Origin of the sequence: Asaia spathodeae NBRC 105894, from assembly GCF_025994195.1 — a bacterium.
GTDB classification, from domain to species: Bacteria; Pseudomonadota; Alphaproteobacteria; order Acetobacterales; family Acetobacteraceae; genus Asaia; species Asaia siamensis.
In genome coordinates this window covers 219,790-236,626 of the sequence record NZ_BAPY01000026.1, presented here as the reverse complement: position 1 = coordinate 236,626, position 16,837 = coordinate 219,790, and the positions used below count along the sequence as shown (strand labels likewise).

Sequence of the window (16,837 nt, the reverse complement as noted above, 5' to 3'; positions counted from 1 at the left end):
ATTGGCAGGCGATGGCCCGCGCTGACGGTTTGCCGCTTGCTGGCGGTGCCCTCCATTCCCGTCGCGAGCGCATCTCCCGTGTCGCGCGACCGGAAGAGGCGCCCTGCGCGCAGCCTGACCTGTTCGACTATGTTCCCCCTGTCAGACGCACGCATCTGCTGCCGGAAGAAGCGCCACTTCTCATTGTCACGACACGGGCCTTTTCGGAGAAGGAGCGGGAGGATGGGTGGCTTTACAGCCTGCTTCCTGAGGCAGACGCGCTGACGACGATGGCGGAGGGGCTGATTCTGGATGCGCGTCAGCCTCTGATGTTCTGCGAGCGGCCAGCGCTTCTGCCGCTTTTTGCCGCCTTCTCTGAAGAACCCGCCGAGACCGGGACGATTCTGCTGCGCGTGCGTAAGGTCCATATCGCGCCCTGGCTTGAGGATGACCCCGATATGAGTGCGCGTCTCGGCGCAGCCTGCTATCTGCTGTCGCGACAGATACCGATCGGCTGAGGCCGGTTCTTTCTACCCCTGACCGTCATATAAGGATCCCGTCATGGACGATATCGCCCTCGCTGAAGTCACGCGTGGCGGACGCATCGAGTCCCTGCATCTTGGTCGAATTGCCGTCATGGACGATACCGGCCGGGTCGTTCAGGCGCATGGCGCCATCGACAAGGCGGTCTTTCCGCGTTCGACGGTCAAGGCTCTTCTTGCCCTGCCTCTGGTCGAGACCGGTGCTGCCGATCGTCTGGGTCTGAGCGATGCCGAACTCGCGCTCGCCTGCGCTTCTCATGGCGGCGAGCCTCGCCATGCCGAAACCGCTGCGGCCATGCTGGCCAAGGCAGGCAAAACCCTCACCTGTCTGGAATGCGGTGCCCACTGGCCGACCTATGACAAGGCCGCCCACGCCCTTGCCGCCTCGGGTGCCGCGCCGACAGCCCTGCATAACAACTGCTCGGGCAAGCATGCAGGGCTGATCTGTCTGGCGATCGACCAGTCCCTCGACCCGGTCGGTTATATCGACCCCGGGCATGAGGCGCAGCGTCAAGTGACCGATGCGCTTGTGATGGCGACATCTGTCCCACATAATGAGGCCAATCGCGGTCTCGATGGCTGTTCCATGCCGACCTACGCCATTCCCCTCTCGGCGTTGGCCACGGGTTTTGCCCGTTTTGGTACTGGAAGAAATTTTTCATCGGGTCATGCGTCGGCAGCCGCACGTCTGCGTTCTGCTGTCGCGTCCGAGCCCTTCATGGTGGCAGGGAGCGGGCGTTTCGATACGACATTGATGGCGCATTTCGGTAACCGAATCTTCTGCAAGATGGGTGCAGAAGGGGTGATGGTCGCGTCTCTGCCCGAACTCGGGCTGGGCATAGCGATCAAGACCGATGATGGCGCGAACCGGGCGGCAGAGGTGGCTTTGGCCTCGCTTCTGCTCGGCTTCGACGAGGCTGGCTGGTCTGATTCAGACCGCGCCGTGCTGACCGGATTGTCGCATCAGGTGATGAAAAACTGGAATGGACGCGAAGTCGGCACCCTGCGTGCCGCCGGAAAAGGATAAGACCAACCCATGGCGATAGATTCAGATGCCGGAAATACGGAAGGCGTACTGGCGTCGGTTTTCGATGCAACAAAATTCAAGATCCTGGTCATCGGCGTACTGGCAGCCCTTGCCGGTCTGATGTCCGGTCTGGATATCGGCGTTGTCGCTGGCGCGCTCGATTTCTTCGCCAAACAATATCATGCCTCGACCTTCGCTCAGGAATGGGTGGTCAGCTCCATGATGGCCGGTGCCGCTGTTGGCGCACTTGCTGCGGGCTGGATGTCGCATGCGCTGGGTCGCAAGCGGTCGCTCATCGCTGGTGCCTCGATTTTCGTGATCGGTTCGATCGGCTGCGCCCTCAGCTGGTCCATTCCTTCCATGATCACTTTCCGTGTGGTCATGGGTCTGGCTGTCGGTATTTCTGCCTTCACGGCACCGCTTTATCTGTCGGAAATCGCCAGTGAGGCGACACGCGGCGCCATGGTGTCGACCTATCAGCTCATGGTGACGGTTGGTATCTTCCTCGCCTTTCTATCCAACACCTATTTCTCCTATTCAGGTGACTGGCGCTGGATGTTCGGCGTGGCTGCCATTCCGGCTGCGCTGTTCCTGATCGGCGTGCTTTTCCTGCCGTACAGCCCCCGCTGGCTGATCATGCAGGGGCGTCACAAGGAAGCGCGTGAAGTGCTGCTCTCGCTGCGCGAAGACCCGCTCGAAGCCGCCAAGGAAATCAAGGCCATCCGCGAGCAGCTCGAAATCAAGCAGCATGGCTTCGAACTGCTCAAGACCAATTCGAATTTCCGTCGCTCGATCGCGCTCGGCATCATGCTGCAGGCCATGCAGCAGCTCGCCGGCATCAACATCATCATGTATTATGCGCCGAAGATCCTTTCCAGCGCCGGGTTCGATGCCACGTCGCAGATGTGGTGCACGGCCATTATCGGTCTGGTGAACATGCTCGCGACGTTCATCGCGGTTGGCCTTGTCGATAAATGGGGCCGCAAGCCCATCCTCTATATCGGCTTTTCGGTCATGGCGCTGGGTATGGCCGCGCTTGCCGTGCTGCTCAACACAGACATGTCCGGCGAGACGTCGAAATTCATCGCCATCTTCCTGCTGCTGCTGTTCTGCACGGGTTTCGCCATGTCGGCCGGGCCGCTCATGTGGGTGCTTTGCTCCGAGATTCAGCCCATGCAGGGTCGTAATCTTGGTATCTCGCTCTCGACGCTCACCAACTGGATTACCAACATGGTGGTGGGTGCCAGCTTCCTGACGCTGATGAACACCTTCGGGACGTCAGGCACGTTCTGGCTTTTTGCCGGTCTGAACGCCTCGTTCATCCTGCTTACCTTCCTCTTCGTCCCGGAGACCAAGGGCATGTCGCTGGAAGTTATTGAGAAGCGTCTTATGGCAGGCGAAAAACTGCGCAAGCTCGGACGTTGACATCGCGCGGGGCTTTGCCCCGCCAGCCGGAAGGGTTTTCCCTTCTCTTTCCATGATACTGATTTCCGAAGGGTATCGCCCTTCGGCCGGGTGTGGGGCAGGGCCCCTACCTTTCCCGGCATCGCCGTAAGACAGAGCGATGCCGGCTCTTGCCTCGTTCTCCGAACGAGGGGCCTCCCCTTGGCGTCTTTCCCAAAGCGTGGCTGCGCCGCAGCAGGGTCTGGTCATAGTCTCTGACTGCAGAAAAGATGAAGTTTATAAGAAATTTGACATGCTTCTCTTTGCGAGAGCGGACAAATGCCGGAAATTAGGAAAGTTTTTACGCGAAGGCTGTCAAACATATGCTTCAGTTCGCCCCTTCCTCTACCGGCTCGCTTGTCATGCTGGCGATCTGCTTCGTCTTGGTTTGCGTCTTTGAATTTGCCAATGGCTTTCATGACACGGCAAATGCTGTCGCCACAGTCATCTATACCAATTCGCTGAAGCCACGTGTGGCGGTCATCTGGTCCGGGCTGATGAACCTGCTGGGCGTGCTGCTTGGCGGGATTGCTGTAGCCTATACGCTGGTGGAGCTGCTGCCCCCCGATGTTCTGACGCCGCCCAATGGCAACCCGGCAGTGCCGATGCTGGTATCGCTGTTCGGTACGGCTCTGGCGTGGAACCTCTGCACCTGGTGGTTCGGTATTCCCAATTCATCGTCACATTGCACCATCGGCGCGCTTATCGGGATTGCGATCGGGGATTCTTTCGTTCATGCGCGCGATCTGGGCCATAGTGTCGATTGGGGGCAGATCTGGAAAGTGCTTCGTGCTCTGGCGATCTCGCCATTGCTCGGCTTCTTTCTGGCCGGGCTGCTCTATCTGATCATCCGCTTTGCGATCAAGATGCCCGCGTTGTTCACGCCCCCCAAACCGGATGAGAGCCCCAACCCCATCGTGCGGGCCCTCCTGATCCTGACCTGTACGTCGGTCAGCTTTTCGCATGGCAGCAATGACGGGCAGAAAAGCATCGGTCTGATCATGCTGACCATTATCGGTCTGATGCCTGCCAGCTTTGCCATGAATCCCGATCATCCGGTAGATCGCGTCCAGCTGGCGCAGATAGCCCAGCAGGCCCGCCCGCTGATCGAGCAATATGACCGCTACAGTTTCAAGCCGGATGCTCTGGCGGCAATCGACAGCCTTTCCAGGGTTGAAGGCCCTGCGACCCCGGCGCAGATCCGTGGCGATGTTTATGAAATTCTCTCCGGGCTGAGAGATGTCAGTGCCAACCCGGCCTCTTCAGGAAGCGAGAAGGCGACGAGTAGCCGTCTTGCGAAGGAGCTGCGCCCTACTGTCGAATATGCGCCTTACTGGGTCCGTGTCCTGAGTGCGTTGTGCCTAGGGATTGGCACCATGATTGGCTACCGGCGTATCGTCAAAACGCTTGGTGAGGGCATTGGCAAGCGCCACCTTACTCCGGCTCAGGGCGCGGCCTCTGAACTGGTTGGTGCCGGGCTGATTGCCTCTGCGGGCTATACGGGCCTGCCGGTCTCGACCACCCATATCATCACCTCTGGCGTGGCGGGCACGATGGTCGCCGCAGGTTCGGGCATCAATATGCGTATGCTGACCAAGATTGCCCTGGCCTGGATCTTTACCCTGCCTGTCACGATCACAGTTGCCGCCTGCGCTTTTTACGTATTGGACTAAGAGGCGCTCCGGACAGTGCTGGGGTGTTTCGATACTCAGAGGTTCATGAGAGTGACGACAATGCCGCTAGAGCAAAACGCCGGTTCAGGCACCCGCGAAATGCGCCTTAGAGGCTGACCCGGCAAAGACAGGATTATTTCCGGGCGGCGCGGGTGTAGCCGCCTCGGGACATGTGGTGGACGATAGACGGCCGTAAAAATCGCGCATGCGATATAAACACCCATGATGCTGAAGAATTGCCGCACAGCGAGCCCATCATGAAAGTATTGAGTGGAGCGGTCGGTCTCGAAAACCGAAATATTACAATTGGGATAGAGAAACGGTCGCAATGAATCCGTAAGGAATTTATTTTTTTCTATCAAACAGCTTGTTGATGATAAAATAACTATTTTCATGATTTCGATATTATTGTTTTATTTAAATTCTATTGTTAAATATGAATACCGCCAGATAGTGGAGGCTTTCTGTGGAAAAACATCCGTTATTGGGGGAGCATTTTTTTGTCTTGAGTAGCGAGTTTCACGAACCCGTGACCCTTTGCCGCGTTCGGCAACTCGCAAATCTGAATGCAGGGGGGTTTTGCTCGATGATTGCGCCATTCTGGTCTCGAGGTAAGCGTAAACTCTGCACAGGATGCAGCGACGATGCCGGGTTCGATCTGCCGATTACGATGGCCTTCCAGCCTATCGTAGACCTTTCTAGCCGTCGCGTCTTTGCGTACGAGGCGCTTGTCCGTGGTGTTAACGGGGCTGGAGCGCACGAAGTGCTCTCGCAGGTCACGCCCAAAAATCGCTATGCCTTCGATCAAAAATGCCGTGTTACCGCGATCACTTTGGCTGCAGAGCTGGGGCTCGCCGAGCAGGGCGCCTATCTGTCGATCAATTTCCTGCCCAATGCTGTCTACGAACCCAGCGCCTGTATCGGTGCGACCCTTGAGGCAGCCGAACGCGTCAATTTTCCCACCTCAAACATCCTCTTCGAATTTTGCGAAAACGAGGCTGTCGATACGGAACACCTGCTCCATATTCTGCAGAGCTATGACTCAATGGGATTCAAGACGGCAATCGATGATTTTGGGGCCGGATATGCTGGCCTCAACCTTCTTGCCCGGTTTCAGCCCGACTACGTGAAGCTCGACATGGGCCTTTCCCGTGACATCGATACGACACCCGTCAAACAGGTCATGATGCGCCATACAGTGGCCATGCTTGACGGTTTGGGCATTACACCGATCTGCGAAGGGGTCGAGACACCCGAAGAAGCCAGCGTTCTTTCTGAAATCGGCATCTCGCTGCAGCAAGGCTATGTCTACGCCAAACCGGCTCTCGCAGAGTTGCCCATGGTTCACTGACCGGGCGTCAGGAGCAGGGATACGGGCATTTCGTGGTGCGATATGCTATGGGGTGTGTCATGGCAATTTCCATTCTCCCCGGCCTGTCCCTTGCCGAAAGAGAGCTTGAGGTCAGCTATATCCTGGCGTCCGGGCCCGGCGGGCAGAACGTCAACAAGGTAGCAACTGCAGCGCAACTGCGATTTGATGCAGCGCGTTCCGCGTCTCTGCCAGAACGGGTGCGCGTGCGGCTGCTGGAGATCGCCGGTAGCCGGGCAACGCGAGACGGCGTGGTCGTCATCACGGCCCGGCGCTTCCGCACGCAGATCCGCAATCGCGAAGATGCGATCGAACGTCTGGTTACAATGATCCGCGAAGCCGCCCATCGTCGGGCTTTCCGGGTACCCACGCGTCCGGGCCGAGCGGCGCGCGCGCGGCGGATGGACGGTAAATCCCACCGCGCGGGGATCAAGCGCGGACGGGCTGCGCCCCGGGAAGACTGAAACCCGCGGTTGGATTCGTGAGAGCATCCATTTTTCGAACATATGCGCCGCAAAGTGGAAAGACCGCCGTTCATCCACTCCTTTCGTTGCGTCCTATGTGAACGGCAGGCTTGCTTGATCGATCATCTGACAAGCCATACATCGTCCGCATGCTCAAAGGCCGAAACAACCTCTACGAGGCGGTCATATTCACTCTGGTGAGTGCTGTCATAGTCTAGCAAGGCCAATCGCCTGTTACGCTTCCTGTCAGCGCCTTGCGGCCGTATTACAACCCTGGCCGAAGCATGATTGACCGTATAGATATCCTACTCACTGATCGCATGCTGCATGATGCTGGCGAGAAGATTAAGCCGCTTGACCACGGTGGCTGGCGCATAGCCGTCCGATAACATGCGATCGCGAAAGGCCCGAACGTCTGCTGACCGCTATTTGCTCAGCGTGACATCAACGACAGGGTCATCGAGCAGGGCTGGGATATGGCGAGTGTGGTCCGCCTCGCGATGAGCCATGCATTCGTCGCGATAGTGCTCCACCAATCGTCTGAGAGGAATCTTGTCGGAGGACGATGTGTCCTTGAACTGGCGTAGATCGACCTATGCACGTTTTTCAGTGAGCCAGCGACGAGCCGGAGCTGAGGATGCAAAGGTCTTTACTTAGGCGTTTGCCATCGATCATCTTGCGGGCCTGATACTGGTCCACGCTACGATACCAGCCCCCTTTTGGGAGCGGTTTACCTGTGGCTGGATCGATGCCTGATCTTGCAGATTCGCTCATGCGAAGCCCTTGATACCAAAGAGCCATAATTCCCTGATTGGCTCAGGAATGGCTTAAAATCAACATTTTGGTAAATCAGGATTGTGCATCTAACCGGCTAGATTTCGCAGAAAACTGCGATAAATGCCGTGGTGTCCCGTACGGGATTCGAACCCGTGTTACCGCCGTGAAAGGGCGGTGTCCTAGGCCTCTAGACGAACGGGACTGGAGGCGTGAGCGGCTGATTATCCCAGCGGGGGGGAGGGGTCAACCCTAAATCGTGGCAGCATCCAAAATAAAAAAGCTCAGCATGTCCTGACCTTGCCATTGCTCGCAGCGCAGCTGCCCAGCCACGTGCAGAACAGGCATGGACCGGTCTTCAAGCAAGGCAGCAAATGCCTTGTCGGCAGCTCTGAAGACGAGCCCGCGCAGTCTGCCGCCGTCCTCGCCCTGAAGGATCACGCGCAGCGTGTTGCCGTCACGACCGATGCGCTCTGTCTTGACCGCACGAACACGGCTGATCGCAAGGACCGGCTCTTCATGGCCAGCCCCGAAAGGACCGAGCCGGGCAAGCTGGGTAGCGATCTCGGCTGTGGCGCCGCGCAGGCTCAGAATGCCGTCGATGCAGAGCGAGTCATGACGGGGCCGTTCGCGCGCTTCGGCAAGAAAATCGTCCAGAAAGGCATGAAATGCCGGAGCCTTTTCTGCGGAAAGAGAAAAGCCTGCCGCCATGGCATGGCCACCACCGGTCAGAAGCAGCTCTGACTGACAGGCGCCGATGATGGCGGCTCCGATATCGATGCCAGGAACAGAGCGGGCTGATCCCTTGATCAGGCCATCCTGCAAGGCGCCCACCAGAACGGGGCGATTGCATCGTTCGCGCACCCGGCTGGCGACAATGCCGACAACGCCCGGGTGCCAGTTCTCGCCATACAGAAACAGGGCGGCATGGCCTGCCTCAAGCTGGGCGTCGCCCTGCTGGTAGGCCTCGGTCAGGATATCGGCTTCGACGGTCTGGCGCTGACGATTGATCTCGTCCAGCTTCTCGGCCAGGGCGCGGGCTTCAAAGGCATCATCGCTCAGCAGAAGCTTCACACCCAGCTCGGCCTGGGCGATGCGTCCTCCGGCATTGATGCGTGGCCCTATGCCAAAGCCGCAGGCCATGGCGCTTGCCGTTTCTTTGACACCAGCGACAGAGGCCAGCGTGGCGAGCCCCAGCCTTTCCCCGCGCGCCATGACGCGCAGCCCCTGCGCGACAAAGGCCCGGTTCAGATCGCGCAACGGCATGACGTCGCAGATTGTCGCCAGCGCAACCAGATCGAGCTTGCGCAGCAAGGCGGGTTCTTCATGAGTGTCGAACCAGCCCGATAGCCTGAGACTGCGGCAGGTGGCGATGAGGGTCAGAAAGGCCACAGCCGTGGCGCAGAGATGCCCAAGCCCTGAATCGCAGTCGAGACGGTTGGGATTCACCACGATGCAGCCGGGCAGAACAGCCCCATCCGGCTTGTGGTGATCCAGCACGATAATATCGCCGCCCTCACGCAGACGGTCGAGCAGAGACACTGCTGCCGTGCCGCAATCGACGCAGATCAGAAGCGTAGCGCCCTTTTCGCGCAGTCCTTCCAGCGCGGGCCCGTTCGGGCCGTACCCTTCCTTCTGCCGGTCGGGAATATGAAAATGCACCGCGCAGCCAAGATCGCGCAGGGTTTCGGTCAGGATGGTCGTGCCGCAGGCGCCATCGACATCATAATCGCCGAAAACACCGATCGTCTCGCCATTTCTGACGGCTTGGGCAATTCTGTTGCAGGCCTCATCCATGCCGCGCAGGCAGGAAGGGTCTGGCAGCCAGTCACGCAGACGAGGGTCCAGAAACGCTGCAACGCGGGTGGCCTCGACGCCCCTGCTGTGCAGGATACGGGCCAGGATTTCAGGAATGGCGGCGCGTTGCGCCATGGCCAAAGCCAGTCGGCCATCGCCAGTGGCGAGGCTCTCCTCGCGCCAGACCCATGCTCTTCCGCTACCGCTGGAATGGACCGAAAGAACCGGTTCTGGTGAGGCGATGAGGGAGGGGGCGTCAGACATACGCCCCCTTATAGTTCGGGATCAGTGACCTGCCCACGTCTTGGTGGAGAAATCATGACGCCCTTCGATGAAGCGCACCGTGGCCGATTTCGACCGCATGACGATGGAGTGCGTGCGGGCAATGGTCGGGCCATAGAAGCGTACGCCACGCAGCAATGTGCCGGTGGTCACACCCGTGGCCGAGAACAGAACGTCACCACGCGCCATGTCATGCAGGCCAAGCTTGCGGGTGGGGTCATTGCCGGGGTCCATCGAGCGTGCGCGTTCGACCTGGCTTTCGTCCTCGAACATGAGACGGCCCTGCATCTGGCCACCGACGCAACGCACGGCAGCAGCGGCCAGAACGCCTTCCGGCGCACCGCCTGAACCTGCATAGATATCCACGCGGCTCTCATCCATACAGGCGGCAATGGCGGCGGCAACGTCGCCATCGGTCAGAAGCATGACGCGGGCGCCAGCTTCACGGGCGCGGGCGATCAGCTCCTCATGGCGCTCACGATCAAGGGCGCACATGGTGATGGAGGAAATATCCTTGCCCTTGGCTTTGGCGAGGTCACGCAGCGTGGTCTCGATGGGGGCATCGATGTCGATCAGATCGTCCGGCAGGTTGGGGCCAACCACCAGCTTCTGCATATAGATGTCAGGAGCATGGAGGAAATTGCCACTTTCAGCCAGCGCCACCATCGTCATGGCGTTCGGCATATCCTTGGCGCAGAGATTGGTGCCCTCAAGCGGGTCGACGGCGATATCCATCTTCGGCCCGCCAGCGCCCACTTTTTCACCGATATAGAGCATCGGCGCTTCATCCATCTCGCCTTCACCGATGACGACCGTCCCCTCGATCGCCACTGTGTCGAACGCTGCCCGCATGGCCTGAACGGCCGCACCGTCAGCCTCGTTCTTTTCCCCACGGCCCGTCCAGGCCGATGACGAGATGGCTGCTGCCTCGGTTACGCGAACGAGTTCGAGCGCGAGGTTGCGATCCGTCACTTTATACTTAGGAGAGAAAGGCATCCGGTAAATCCTATCTGTACTCTATCCAGCTGAGCCGGAATTGCGACACGCCCTGTTATGCCGGGATGTGCCGCCTTTGCCACATCACACAGTCTCGATTTTCATGAGCAGTGGAGTGCCGATGACGGTTTCAAGCGGTTTCAGGGCCGTCAGAACGGAAAGCATGGCCGCTTCGCTGGTTTCATGTGTGACAAGCGCAAGCGGTACAACCGTCTGTGAAGATGATTGCTGACTGGCCTCTTCCGCGGCGTGCTGCGAAAGGGCGCGAAGCGAAACCCCATAGTCGCGCAGGGCTGCCGTGATGTCTGCAACGACACCCGGACGATCCTGTACGAACAGTCGCAGATAATACTGCCCGCGCAGGCTTTCACGCGGTGCGCAGGCGATTTCGGGCTGTGGTGCCATGCCCCAGACAGGCAGCGCCGTGCCACGGGCAAGGTCGATCACATCGGCCACAACCGCACTGGCCGTCGGGCCAGCGCCGGCGCCACGCCCCTCGATCAGCATGGGGCCACTGAAGCGGCCTTCTGTCAGAACAGCGTTGAACACACCGTCGACATTGGCGATCGGCGCTGATTGCGGCACCATGCAGGGGCGCATCGACGCCTCGATCTGGCCTGCGTCGTCACTGCGCGCGCTGCCCAGAAGCTTGATGCGATAGCCCATTTCGCGCGCAAAAGCCTGGTCGCAGGCGGCGATGTTGCGAATGCCCTCGACATGAAGGCTGTCAAAGCGCACGGGCCGACCGAAGGCCAGACCGGCCAGAATGGCCAGCTTGTGCGCCGCATCCCAGCCATCGACATCGGTCGTGGGGTCGGCTTCGGCATAGCCCAGAGCCTGTGCCTCGGCGAGGATATCGTCGAAGTCGCGCCCTGTCTCACGCATGGCGGTCAGGATGTAGTTGCAGGTGCCGTTCAGAATGCCGCCAACACGCAGCAGATGATCGGCAGCAAGACCTTCACGCACCAGCTTGATGGCCGGAATGCCGCCAGCAACCGATGCTTCGAACAGGAGCGATGTGTTGTTCTCGCCCGCCAGCGTGGCAAGGGCTGCGCCATGGATGGCAAGCAGCGCCTTGTTGGCCGTGACGACCGGCTTGCCGGCACTCAGGGCTTTTTCAACAAGGGCGCGGGCAGAGCCCTCTGCACCGCCGATGAGTTCCAGCACCACATCGACCTTCGGGTCGGCAGCAAGGTCGATGGCGTTGTCATGCCAGGTCAGGCCCGACAGATCGACGCCGCGGTCACGATTGCGGTCACGCGCCGAAACGGCCACCACTTTGATACGCCGCCCGGCGCGGGCGGTAATGGCCTCGGCATTTTCACGCAGCAGTCGCACCACGCCAGCCCCGACCGTGCCGAGACCAGCGATACCAAGATGAAGAGTTTGACCGTTCACGAAACTGCCTCTGCCTGTTTGACACCATGTTTATTGAGAAAGGTCTTGATGGCGCGCGTTGCCTGACGCAGGCGCTGCGTGTTCTCGACAAGACCGATACGAACGAAGCCTTCGCCATATTCGCCAAAGCCCAGGCCCGGCGCCACGGCCACCCCGGCTTCTCTCAGCAGGAGCTTGCTGAAATCGACGCTGCCCATCTCGGCAAAGCGCTCGGGGATGGGCGCCCAGGCGAACATCGACCCCTGCGGCGAGGGAACATCCCATCCGGCGGCATGCAGCCCGCGGATCAGCACGTCACGCCGCTCGCGATACATGTCGCGGATCTCGGCCACGCAATCTTGGGGGCCGCTCAGCGCGGCCACGGCGGCAACCTGAATCGGGGTAAAGGCGCCGTAATCGAGATAGGATTTGATGCGTGTCAGGGCCTGGATCAGATGCGGATTGCCTGCGGCAAACCCCATGCGCCAGCCCGCCATCGAGTAGGTCTTCGACAGCGAGGTAAACTCGACAGCAATATCCTTCGCTCCCGGCACCTGCAGGATTGACGGCGGCGGTTCATCACCGAAATAGATCTCGCAATAGGCGAGGTCGGACAGAATCCAGATCTGCTCGCGCCGGGCGAAAGCCACCAGCTCCTTGTAGAAATCCAGAGAGGCCGTGAACGCCGTCGGGTTGGAGGGGAAGTTCACGATCAGCGCGGTCGGCTTGGGTACGGAGTGACGTACGGCGCGTTCGAGCGCACGAAGCATGTCTTCATCCGGTGTGGCTGGAATAGAGCGTACGGAAGCACCTGCGATGATGAAGCCGAACTGGTGGATCGGGTAGGACGGGTTCGGCACCAGAATCGTATCGCCAGGGCTGGTGATGGCCGAAGACAGATTGGCCAGACCTTCCTTGGAACCAAGAGTCGCGATGACTTCGGTCTCGGGGTTCAGATCCACACCGAAGCGGCGCTCGTAATAGCCTGCCAGCGCACGGCGCAGGCCGGGAATGCCGCGGCTGACCGAATAGCGATGGCTGCGCGGGTCGGCCACGGTCTCAACCAGCTTCTTGACGATATGGGGCGGTGTCGGGCTGTCGGGATTGCCCATGCCCAGATCGATGATGTCCTCACCATGCGCTCGGGCCGCGGCCTTGGCCTTGTTCACCTCGGCGAAGACATAGGGCGGCAGGCGGCGGATGCGGTGGAACTCTTCGGTCATTTTTTGGGCTCGGGGGCACAGGGTTGAAATAAAATTACCGGAGTCAGGGCGACTCCGACAATCTTCACTAACCCGATTCCAGAACCGGAGGAACCTTCCTCAGTAGGGAGAGCGGTCAATTCTCGCGCCGCGTCCCAGCGCGCCAGCGCTGATGCGGATATCCGACGCCGGTACACCACGCAGGATCAGGGTCTGTGCCAGAGCGCGTGCGCGCAGCAGGCCCAGCTTGATCCCGAGCACCTGCTCGGCAGGCTGGAAGGAGGTGATCTCGCCAAAGCCCTTGATGAAAATCATGTCGTGCGGGCCGCGCGCGCCCAATACCTTGCCGATCACGCCATCCTGTCCGCTCGCCATCTGGTCCGATGCCTGGTTGAAGCGGATCAGCGTGCCGTGAGGCTCTGTCAGGTCATAGGCGGGCGGGGCGATATCGGGCAGTGCTGCATCGCGAGGGATGGCAAAACCCGGGAAACTGGGCGCAACGGGGGGCAGATCGCCGATCTGGGGAAGTTCTCCCGGCTTGATGGGCGGCGGCGCGAAGCGGGTGACCTCTGGCAGAGCTGCCTCTGGGGCAGGTTTGGGCTCATCTGCTGTCCTGGCCTTGTCGGGCTTTGCTTGCGGGGTTTTGGAAGCCGCAGCAGGCTGGGCGGGCTTGTCCGTACCGGCGGGTTTGGCCGGGGTATCGGCGGCCGTTGCTGTCGGCGTTGCAGGGGGCGTCTGGCCGGGGGCCGTGACGCTCATCGATGAGCCGTTTTCATCCGTGGCCGGGCGTGGTTTCGGCGGCGGCGGTGGGGCGGCAATCGTCAGCGGGCCGTCGGCAACGACGACATGCTGGCTCAGATTGCGCTGGAGCGTCATGCGGGCAGTCAGGGCCTGACGGGCTTGCGCGCTGGGCAGATCGACAGACGTTCTAGGTGTCAGACCGACACGCGGATAGTCACCATGGGCTCCGGGCGCAGGCGGGCGTTGCTTGGCAATCTCGCCACCCTGATACTGGTTGTACCAGTTGCCGACCGTATCGACGGCGTCTCTGTGCCCACAGGCGGCCAGTGTCATGATGCCCGTCATGGCAAAGCCTGTTCGCAGCCAGCCTGTTTTCTGCATGTCTTCTGATCGACCCTTGCGTTTCTTGTCCGGTTTTCCCGCGCTGGCGCCACCCTAACCCTTCCCGCCTTCTCTGGCGAGATGCTTGATTTGGAGCAAAAATCGGGGGGGCTCTTGTGAGGGGCGCCTATCGAGCGCAACATATAAGGGATGAACAGGCTCCACCGACATAGGAACCCCAGCATGCGTGGTATGACACCCCAGGATCTTTCCCGTCTCACCCCGCGTCTCGACGATGAAGAGCCCGATCCGCAGTCCCCCGACGCGCCCGAGCAGAAGGAAGCGGCTGAGAAGCCGCCCGGTGCCGAGATCGAAGGCAAACTCTTCGAACAGCGCAAGGTGCTGATTTTCGGCGGCATCAACGACAAGGTCGCCCGCGACGTGACCGGCCGCCTGCTGGCTCTGGCTGGCGCCTCCGACAAGCCGATCGATATCTACGTCAATTCACCGGGTGGTCATGTCGAGAGTGGCGATACCATTCATGACATGATCCGCTTTGTCGATTCCGTTGCCCCTGTGAACATGATCGGCACGGGCTGGGTGGCGTCTGCTGGCGCGCTTATTTTCGCTGCTGGCCGACCCGAGCGCCGCCTGTGCCTGCCCAACACGCGCTTCCTGCTCCATCAGCCGATGGGCGGTGTGCGTGGTCCCGCAACCGATATCGACATCGAAGCGCGCGAAATCATCAAGATGCGCGAGCGCCTCAATCGTCTTTTCGCCCGTGAGACCGGTCAGTCCTACGAGAAGATCGCCAAGGATACCGACCGCAATCACTGGATGTCCGCAGAAGAGGCCATTGCCTATGGGCTCGTTTCGCGCGTCATTTCGAAAATGAGCGATATCAAGGAATAAGAAGAGGAAATCTCTCTCATGTCTCGTCTTGCAGATCTCTACAGCCATCTTCCCGATGCGCCGTCAGACAAGACCCTGGCCAAGGCCGATTTCGAAGCCCGTCACTGGAGTAGCGCCATTCCCGGCCCGCTCAAGCCGGGCACCGAGGAACACAAGCGTGCCGTGGCCGACATGTTCAGGGAGACCTTCAACCCCTATAAGCCTTCGGTCATCGAATGGCCGAAGCTCGACCCCGAGACCCTGCATCGCATTACCTCCCTGCCTATCTGGGACATTGCGGTGCAGACCGAAGGCAAGGCCCGTCTGCGCATGGCGGCCTATGCCGACATGATCGACGACCCCGACATGAAGGACGCCCTGCGTCGCAATGCCTGGGAGGAGAACCGCCACAAGGAGGTGCTCTCCAAGCTGGTCGAGGCCTACAACATCCCGATGGCGCCCGAGCCGCCCTATATCGAGCCGAAAGACACGGAATGGGCCTATCTGGTCACCGGGTTTTCGGAATGCGTCGACAGCTTCTTCGCTTTCGGCCTCTTTGCTCTGGCCGAGCGCGCCGGTCTCTTCCCGATGGAGCTGATCGAGACCTTTGAGCCGGTCATGCAGGAAGAATGCCGTCATATCCTGCTCTTTGCCAATTGGCTGGCCTGGCATCGCGCCACCATGCCCTGGTGGAAGCGCCCGGTTTTCGAAGCGCGCGTTCTCGGCGTGTGGGCTTTCCTTGCGTATGAGCGCATGGATCTGGCCCGTTCGATCGATTCCGAAGGCAACGAGCACACGCAGGACAATAATTTCACCGTGACCGGCGCCAAGGACATGACAGATATCGACATCAAGGTGCCTGAGCTGATGCAGCTCTGCCTCGATGAAAACGACCGTCGCTTCTCTGGTTACGACCACCGTCTGCTGCGTCCCACCACAACGCCGACACTCGTCAAGACCGGGCTGGCTGCCTATCGTCTGTGGGGCAAGGCGTCCGATGCCGTGCGTTCGCGCCTTGGGCATAAAGCGCAGCACGCCCCTGCATGAGTGTGATCGAGCCGGGATCAGAAGCCCATAAGCATTATTTCTGTCAGCAGTTCATCGACACCCATCAGGTTTTCGACCCCGAAACCCTGCCATGGCCCGAACTGACAGAAGAAGAACTGTCCCGGCTCCGTGCGGTCCCGTTCTGGCAGGAGGTGTATCACACCGAGCGCCGGGCCGGGGCGATTGTCGATGCCTTCACACCCCAGATCATCGACCCTGAAGTCAAGGAGGCTGTCAGGCTTCAGGGCTATGAAGAGGCGCGTCATGCCGATCTGATTCGCGTCATGATCGAGCGTTACGGTCTTGATGCCCAGAAGCAGCCGATCGAGAAATTCCCGGCCGATCTCGAGAAAGCCTTCATCGATTTCGGCTTTGGCGAATGTCTCGACGCCTTTCTGGGCTTTGGTGCCTTCAAGAGCGCGCGTCAGTCGCAGTTTCTGCCCGAGAAGATGTTCGAGATCTTCGACATCCTGATGTTCGAAGAGACACGTCATATCGTCTTCTTCATCAACTACATGGCCTGGCGTGAAAAGCGTCGCGGCCTTGGTCGCGCAAGGCGGTCATTCAAATCGCTGCATTTCTATCTGCGCGCGCTCAGCCGCCTTCTGGGCATGGTGCGTCGTGGGCAGGAGCCCAATGACGGGCGCGATTTTGCCGTCACCCAGACCAATCTCTTTCTCGACGGCTTTTCGTTTCGCGGCTTTGTCGAAGATTGCTACCGCGAAAACGCCCGTCGCATGACGGCGTTCGACCCCGGTCTCATGCAGCCTCGCCTGCTGCCCGGTATTGCCGATCTGGCGCTGCGCGGGTTGCGCCTGTGGGATAAAGGGCGCGGCCTTTCGCGCTAACAGGCTTGGGGCTCTGTCCCATCCCCCGCCAAAGGGCGGTCGCCCTTTGGAAACCCTGAATTGG

General features: G+C 60.0%; 14 protein-coding genes and 1 tRNA gene. 9 read left to right on the top strand and 6 right to left on the bottom strand.

The genetic code is table 11. From position 1 onward, the window contains the following. The first annotated feature begins 11 nt into the window (after positions 1 to 11). From AA105894_RS10430 to arfB, 6 genes are all read left to right on the top strand, one after another. Complete coding sequence (locus AA105894_RS10430; RefSeq protein ID WP_267311640.1) at positions 12 to 497, top strand: hypothetical protein; 486 nt, start codon at positions 12 to 14, stop codon at positions 495 to 497. A gap of 43 nt (positions 498 to 540) precedes the next feature. Beyond that, complete coding sequence (locus AA105894_RS10425) at positions 541 to 1,548, top strand: asparaginase (protein ID WP_267311639.1); 1,008 nt, start codon at positions 541 to 543, stop codon at positions 1,546 to 1,548. Positions 1,549 to 1,557: 9 nt separating this feature from the next. Continuing rightward, entirely contained in the window at positions 1,558 to 2,973 is a 1,416-nt protein-coding gene (locus AA105894_RS10420; RefSeq protein ID WP_188425460.1) for a sugar porter family MFS transporter, read from the top strand. A 341-nt stretch (positions 2,974 to 3,314) separates the two neighbouring features. Further along, entirely contained in the window at positions 3,315 to 4,664 is a 1,350-nt protein-coding gene (locus tag AA105894_RS10415) for an inorganic phosphate transporter (protein WP_267311638.1), read from the top strand. Positions 4,665 to 5,250: 586 nt separating this feature from the next. Next, complete coding sequence (locus AA105894_RS10410; RefSeq protein WP_306414309.1) at positions 5,251 to 6,015, top strand: EAL domain-containing protein; 765 nt, start codon at positions 5,251 to 5,253, stop codon at positions 6,013 to 6,015. Between the two features lie 59 nt (positions 6,016 to 6,074). Continuing rightward, a complete protein-coding gene (gene arfB / locus AA105894_RS10405; RefSeq protein ID WP_267311713.1) occupies positions 6,075 to 6,497 on the top strand; it encodes an alternative ribosome rescue aminoacyl-tRNA hydrolase ArfB in 423 nt (140 codons plus the stop codon). A gap of 903 nt (positions 6,498 to 7,400) precedes the next feature. On the opposite strand, the gene AA105894_RS10400 is transcribed toward arfB, so the two are convergent. From AA105894_RS10400 to AA105894_RS10375, 6 genes are all read right to left on the bottom strand, one after another. Then, positions 7,401 to 7,476 (bottom strand) — tRNA-Glu (locus AA105894_RS10400). Between the two features lie 47 nt (positions 7,477 to 7,523). Further along, a complete protein-coding gene (gene recJ, locus AA105894_RS10395) occupies positions 7,524 to 9,332 on the bottom strand; it encodes a single-stranded-DNA-specific exonuclease RecJ (protein WP_267311637.1) in 1,809 nt (602 codons plus the stop codon). A 21-nt stretch (positions 9,333 to 9,353) separates the two neighbouring features. Beyond that, a complete protein-coding gene (gene glpX / locus AA105894_RS10390) occupies positions 9,354 to 10,346 on the bottom strand; it encodes a class II fructose-bisphosphatase (protein ID WP_188425466.1) in 993 nt (330 codons plus the stop codon). A gap of 84 nt (positions 10,347 to 10,430) precedes the next feature. Continuing rightward, on the bottom strand, positions 10,431 to 11,744 hold the full coding sequence (locus AA105894_RS10385) for a homoserine dehydrogenase (RefSeq protein ID WP_267311636.1): 1,314 nt from the start codon (positions 11,742 to 11,744) through the stop codon (positions 10,431 to 10,433). Then, a complete protein-coding gene (locus tag AA105894_RS10380; protein ID WP_267311635.1) occupies positions 11,741 to 12,946 on the bottom strand; it encodes an LL-diaminopimelate aminotransferase in 1,206 nt (401 codons plus the stop codon). Before AA105894_RS10380 ends, AA105894_RS10385 begins: the two co-directional genes overlap by 4 nt. A gap of 99 nt (positions 12,947 to 13,045) precedes the next feature. After that, positions 13,046 to 14,047, bottom strand: a complete 1,002-nt coding sequence (locus AA105894_RS10375) for a hypothetical protein (RefSeq protein WP_267311634.1) — start codon at positions 14,045 to 14,047, stop codon at positions 13,046 to 13,048. 183 nt (positions 14,048 to 14,230) lie between these two features. Between AA105894_RS10375 and AA105894_RS10370 the strand changes: the two genes are divergently transcribed. The 3 genes from AA105894_RS10370 to AA105894_RS10360 are packed head-to-tail and all read left to right on the top strand — an operon-like array spanning position 14,231 to position 16,773. Next, the gene (locus AA105894_RS10370; RefSeq protein WP_188425469.1) at positions 14,231 to 14,899 is read left to right on the top strand and encodes an ATP-dependent Clp protease proteolytic subunit; all 669 of its coding nucleotides are present in this window, start codon (positions 14,231 to 14,233) and stop codon (positions 14,897 to 14,899) included. Between the two features lie 18 nt (positions 14,900 to 14,917). Then, complete coding sequence (locus AA105894_RS10365; protein ID WP_267311633.1) at positions 14,918 to 15,925, top strand: ferritin family protein; 1,008 nt, start codon at positions 14,918 to 14,920, stop codon at positions 15,923 to 15,925. Then, a complete protein-coding gene (locus tag AA105894_RS10360; RefSeq protein WP_188425471.1) occupies positions 15,922 to 16,773 on the top strand; it encodes a hypothetical protein in 852 nt (283 codons plus the stop codon). The genes AA105894_RS10365 and AA105894_RS10360 overlap by 4 nt, the downstream gene beginning before the upstream one ends. Positions 16,774 to 16,837: the final 64 nt, after the last annotated feature.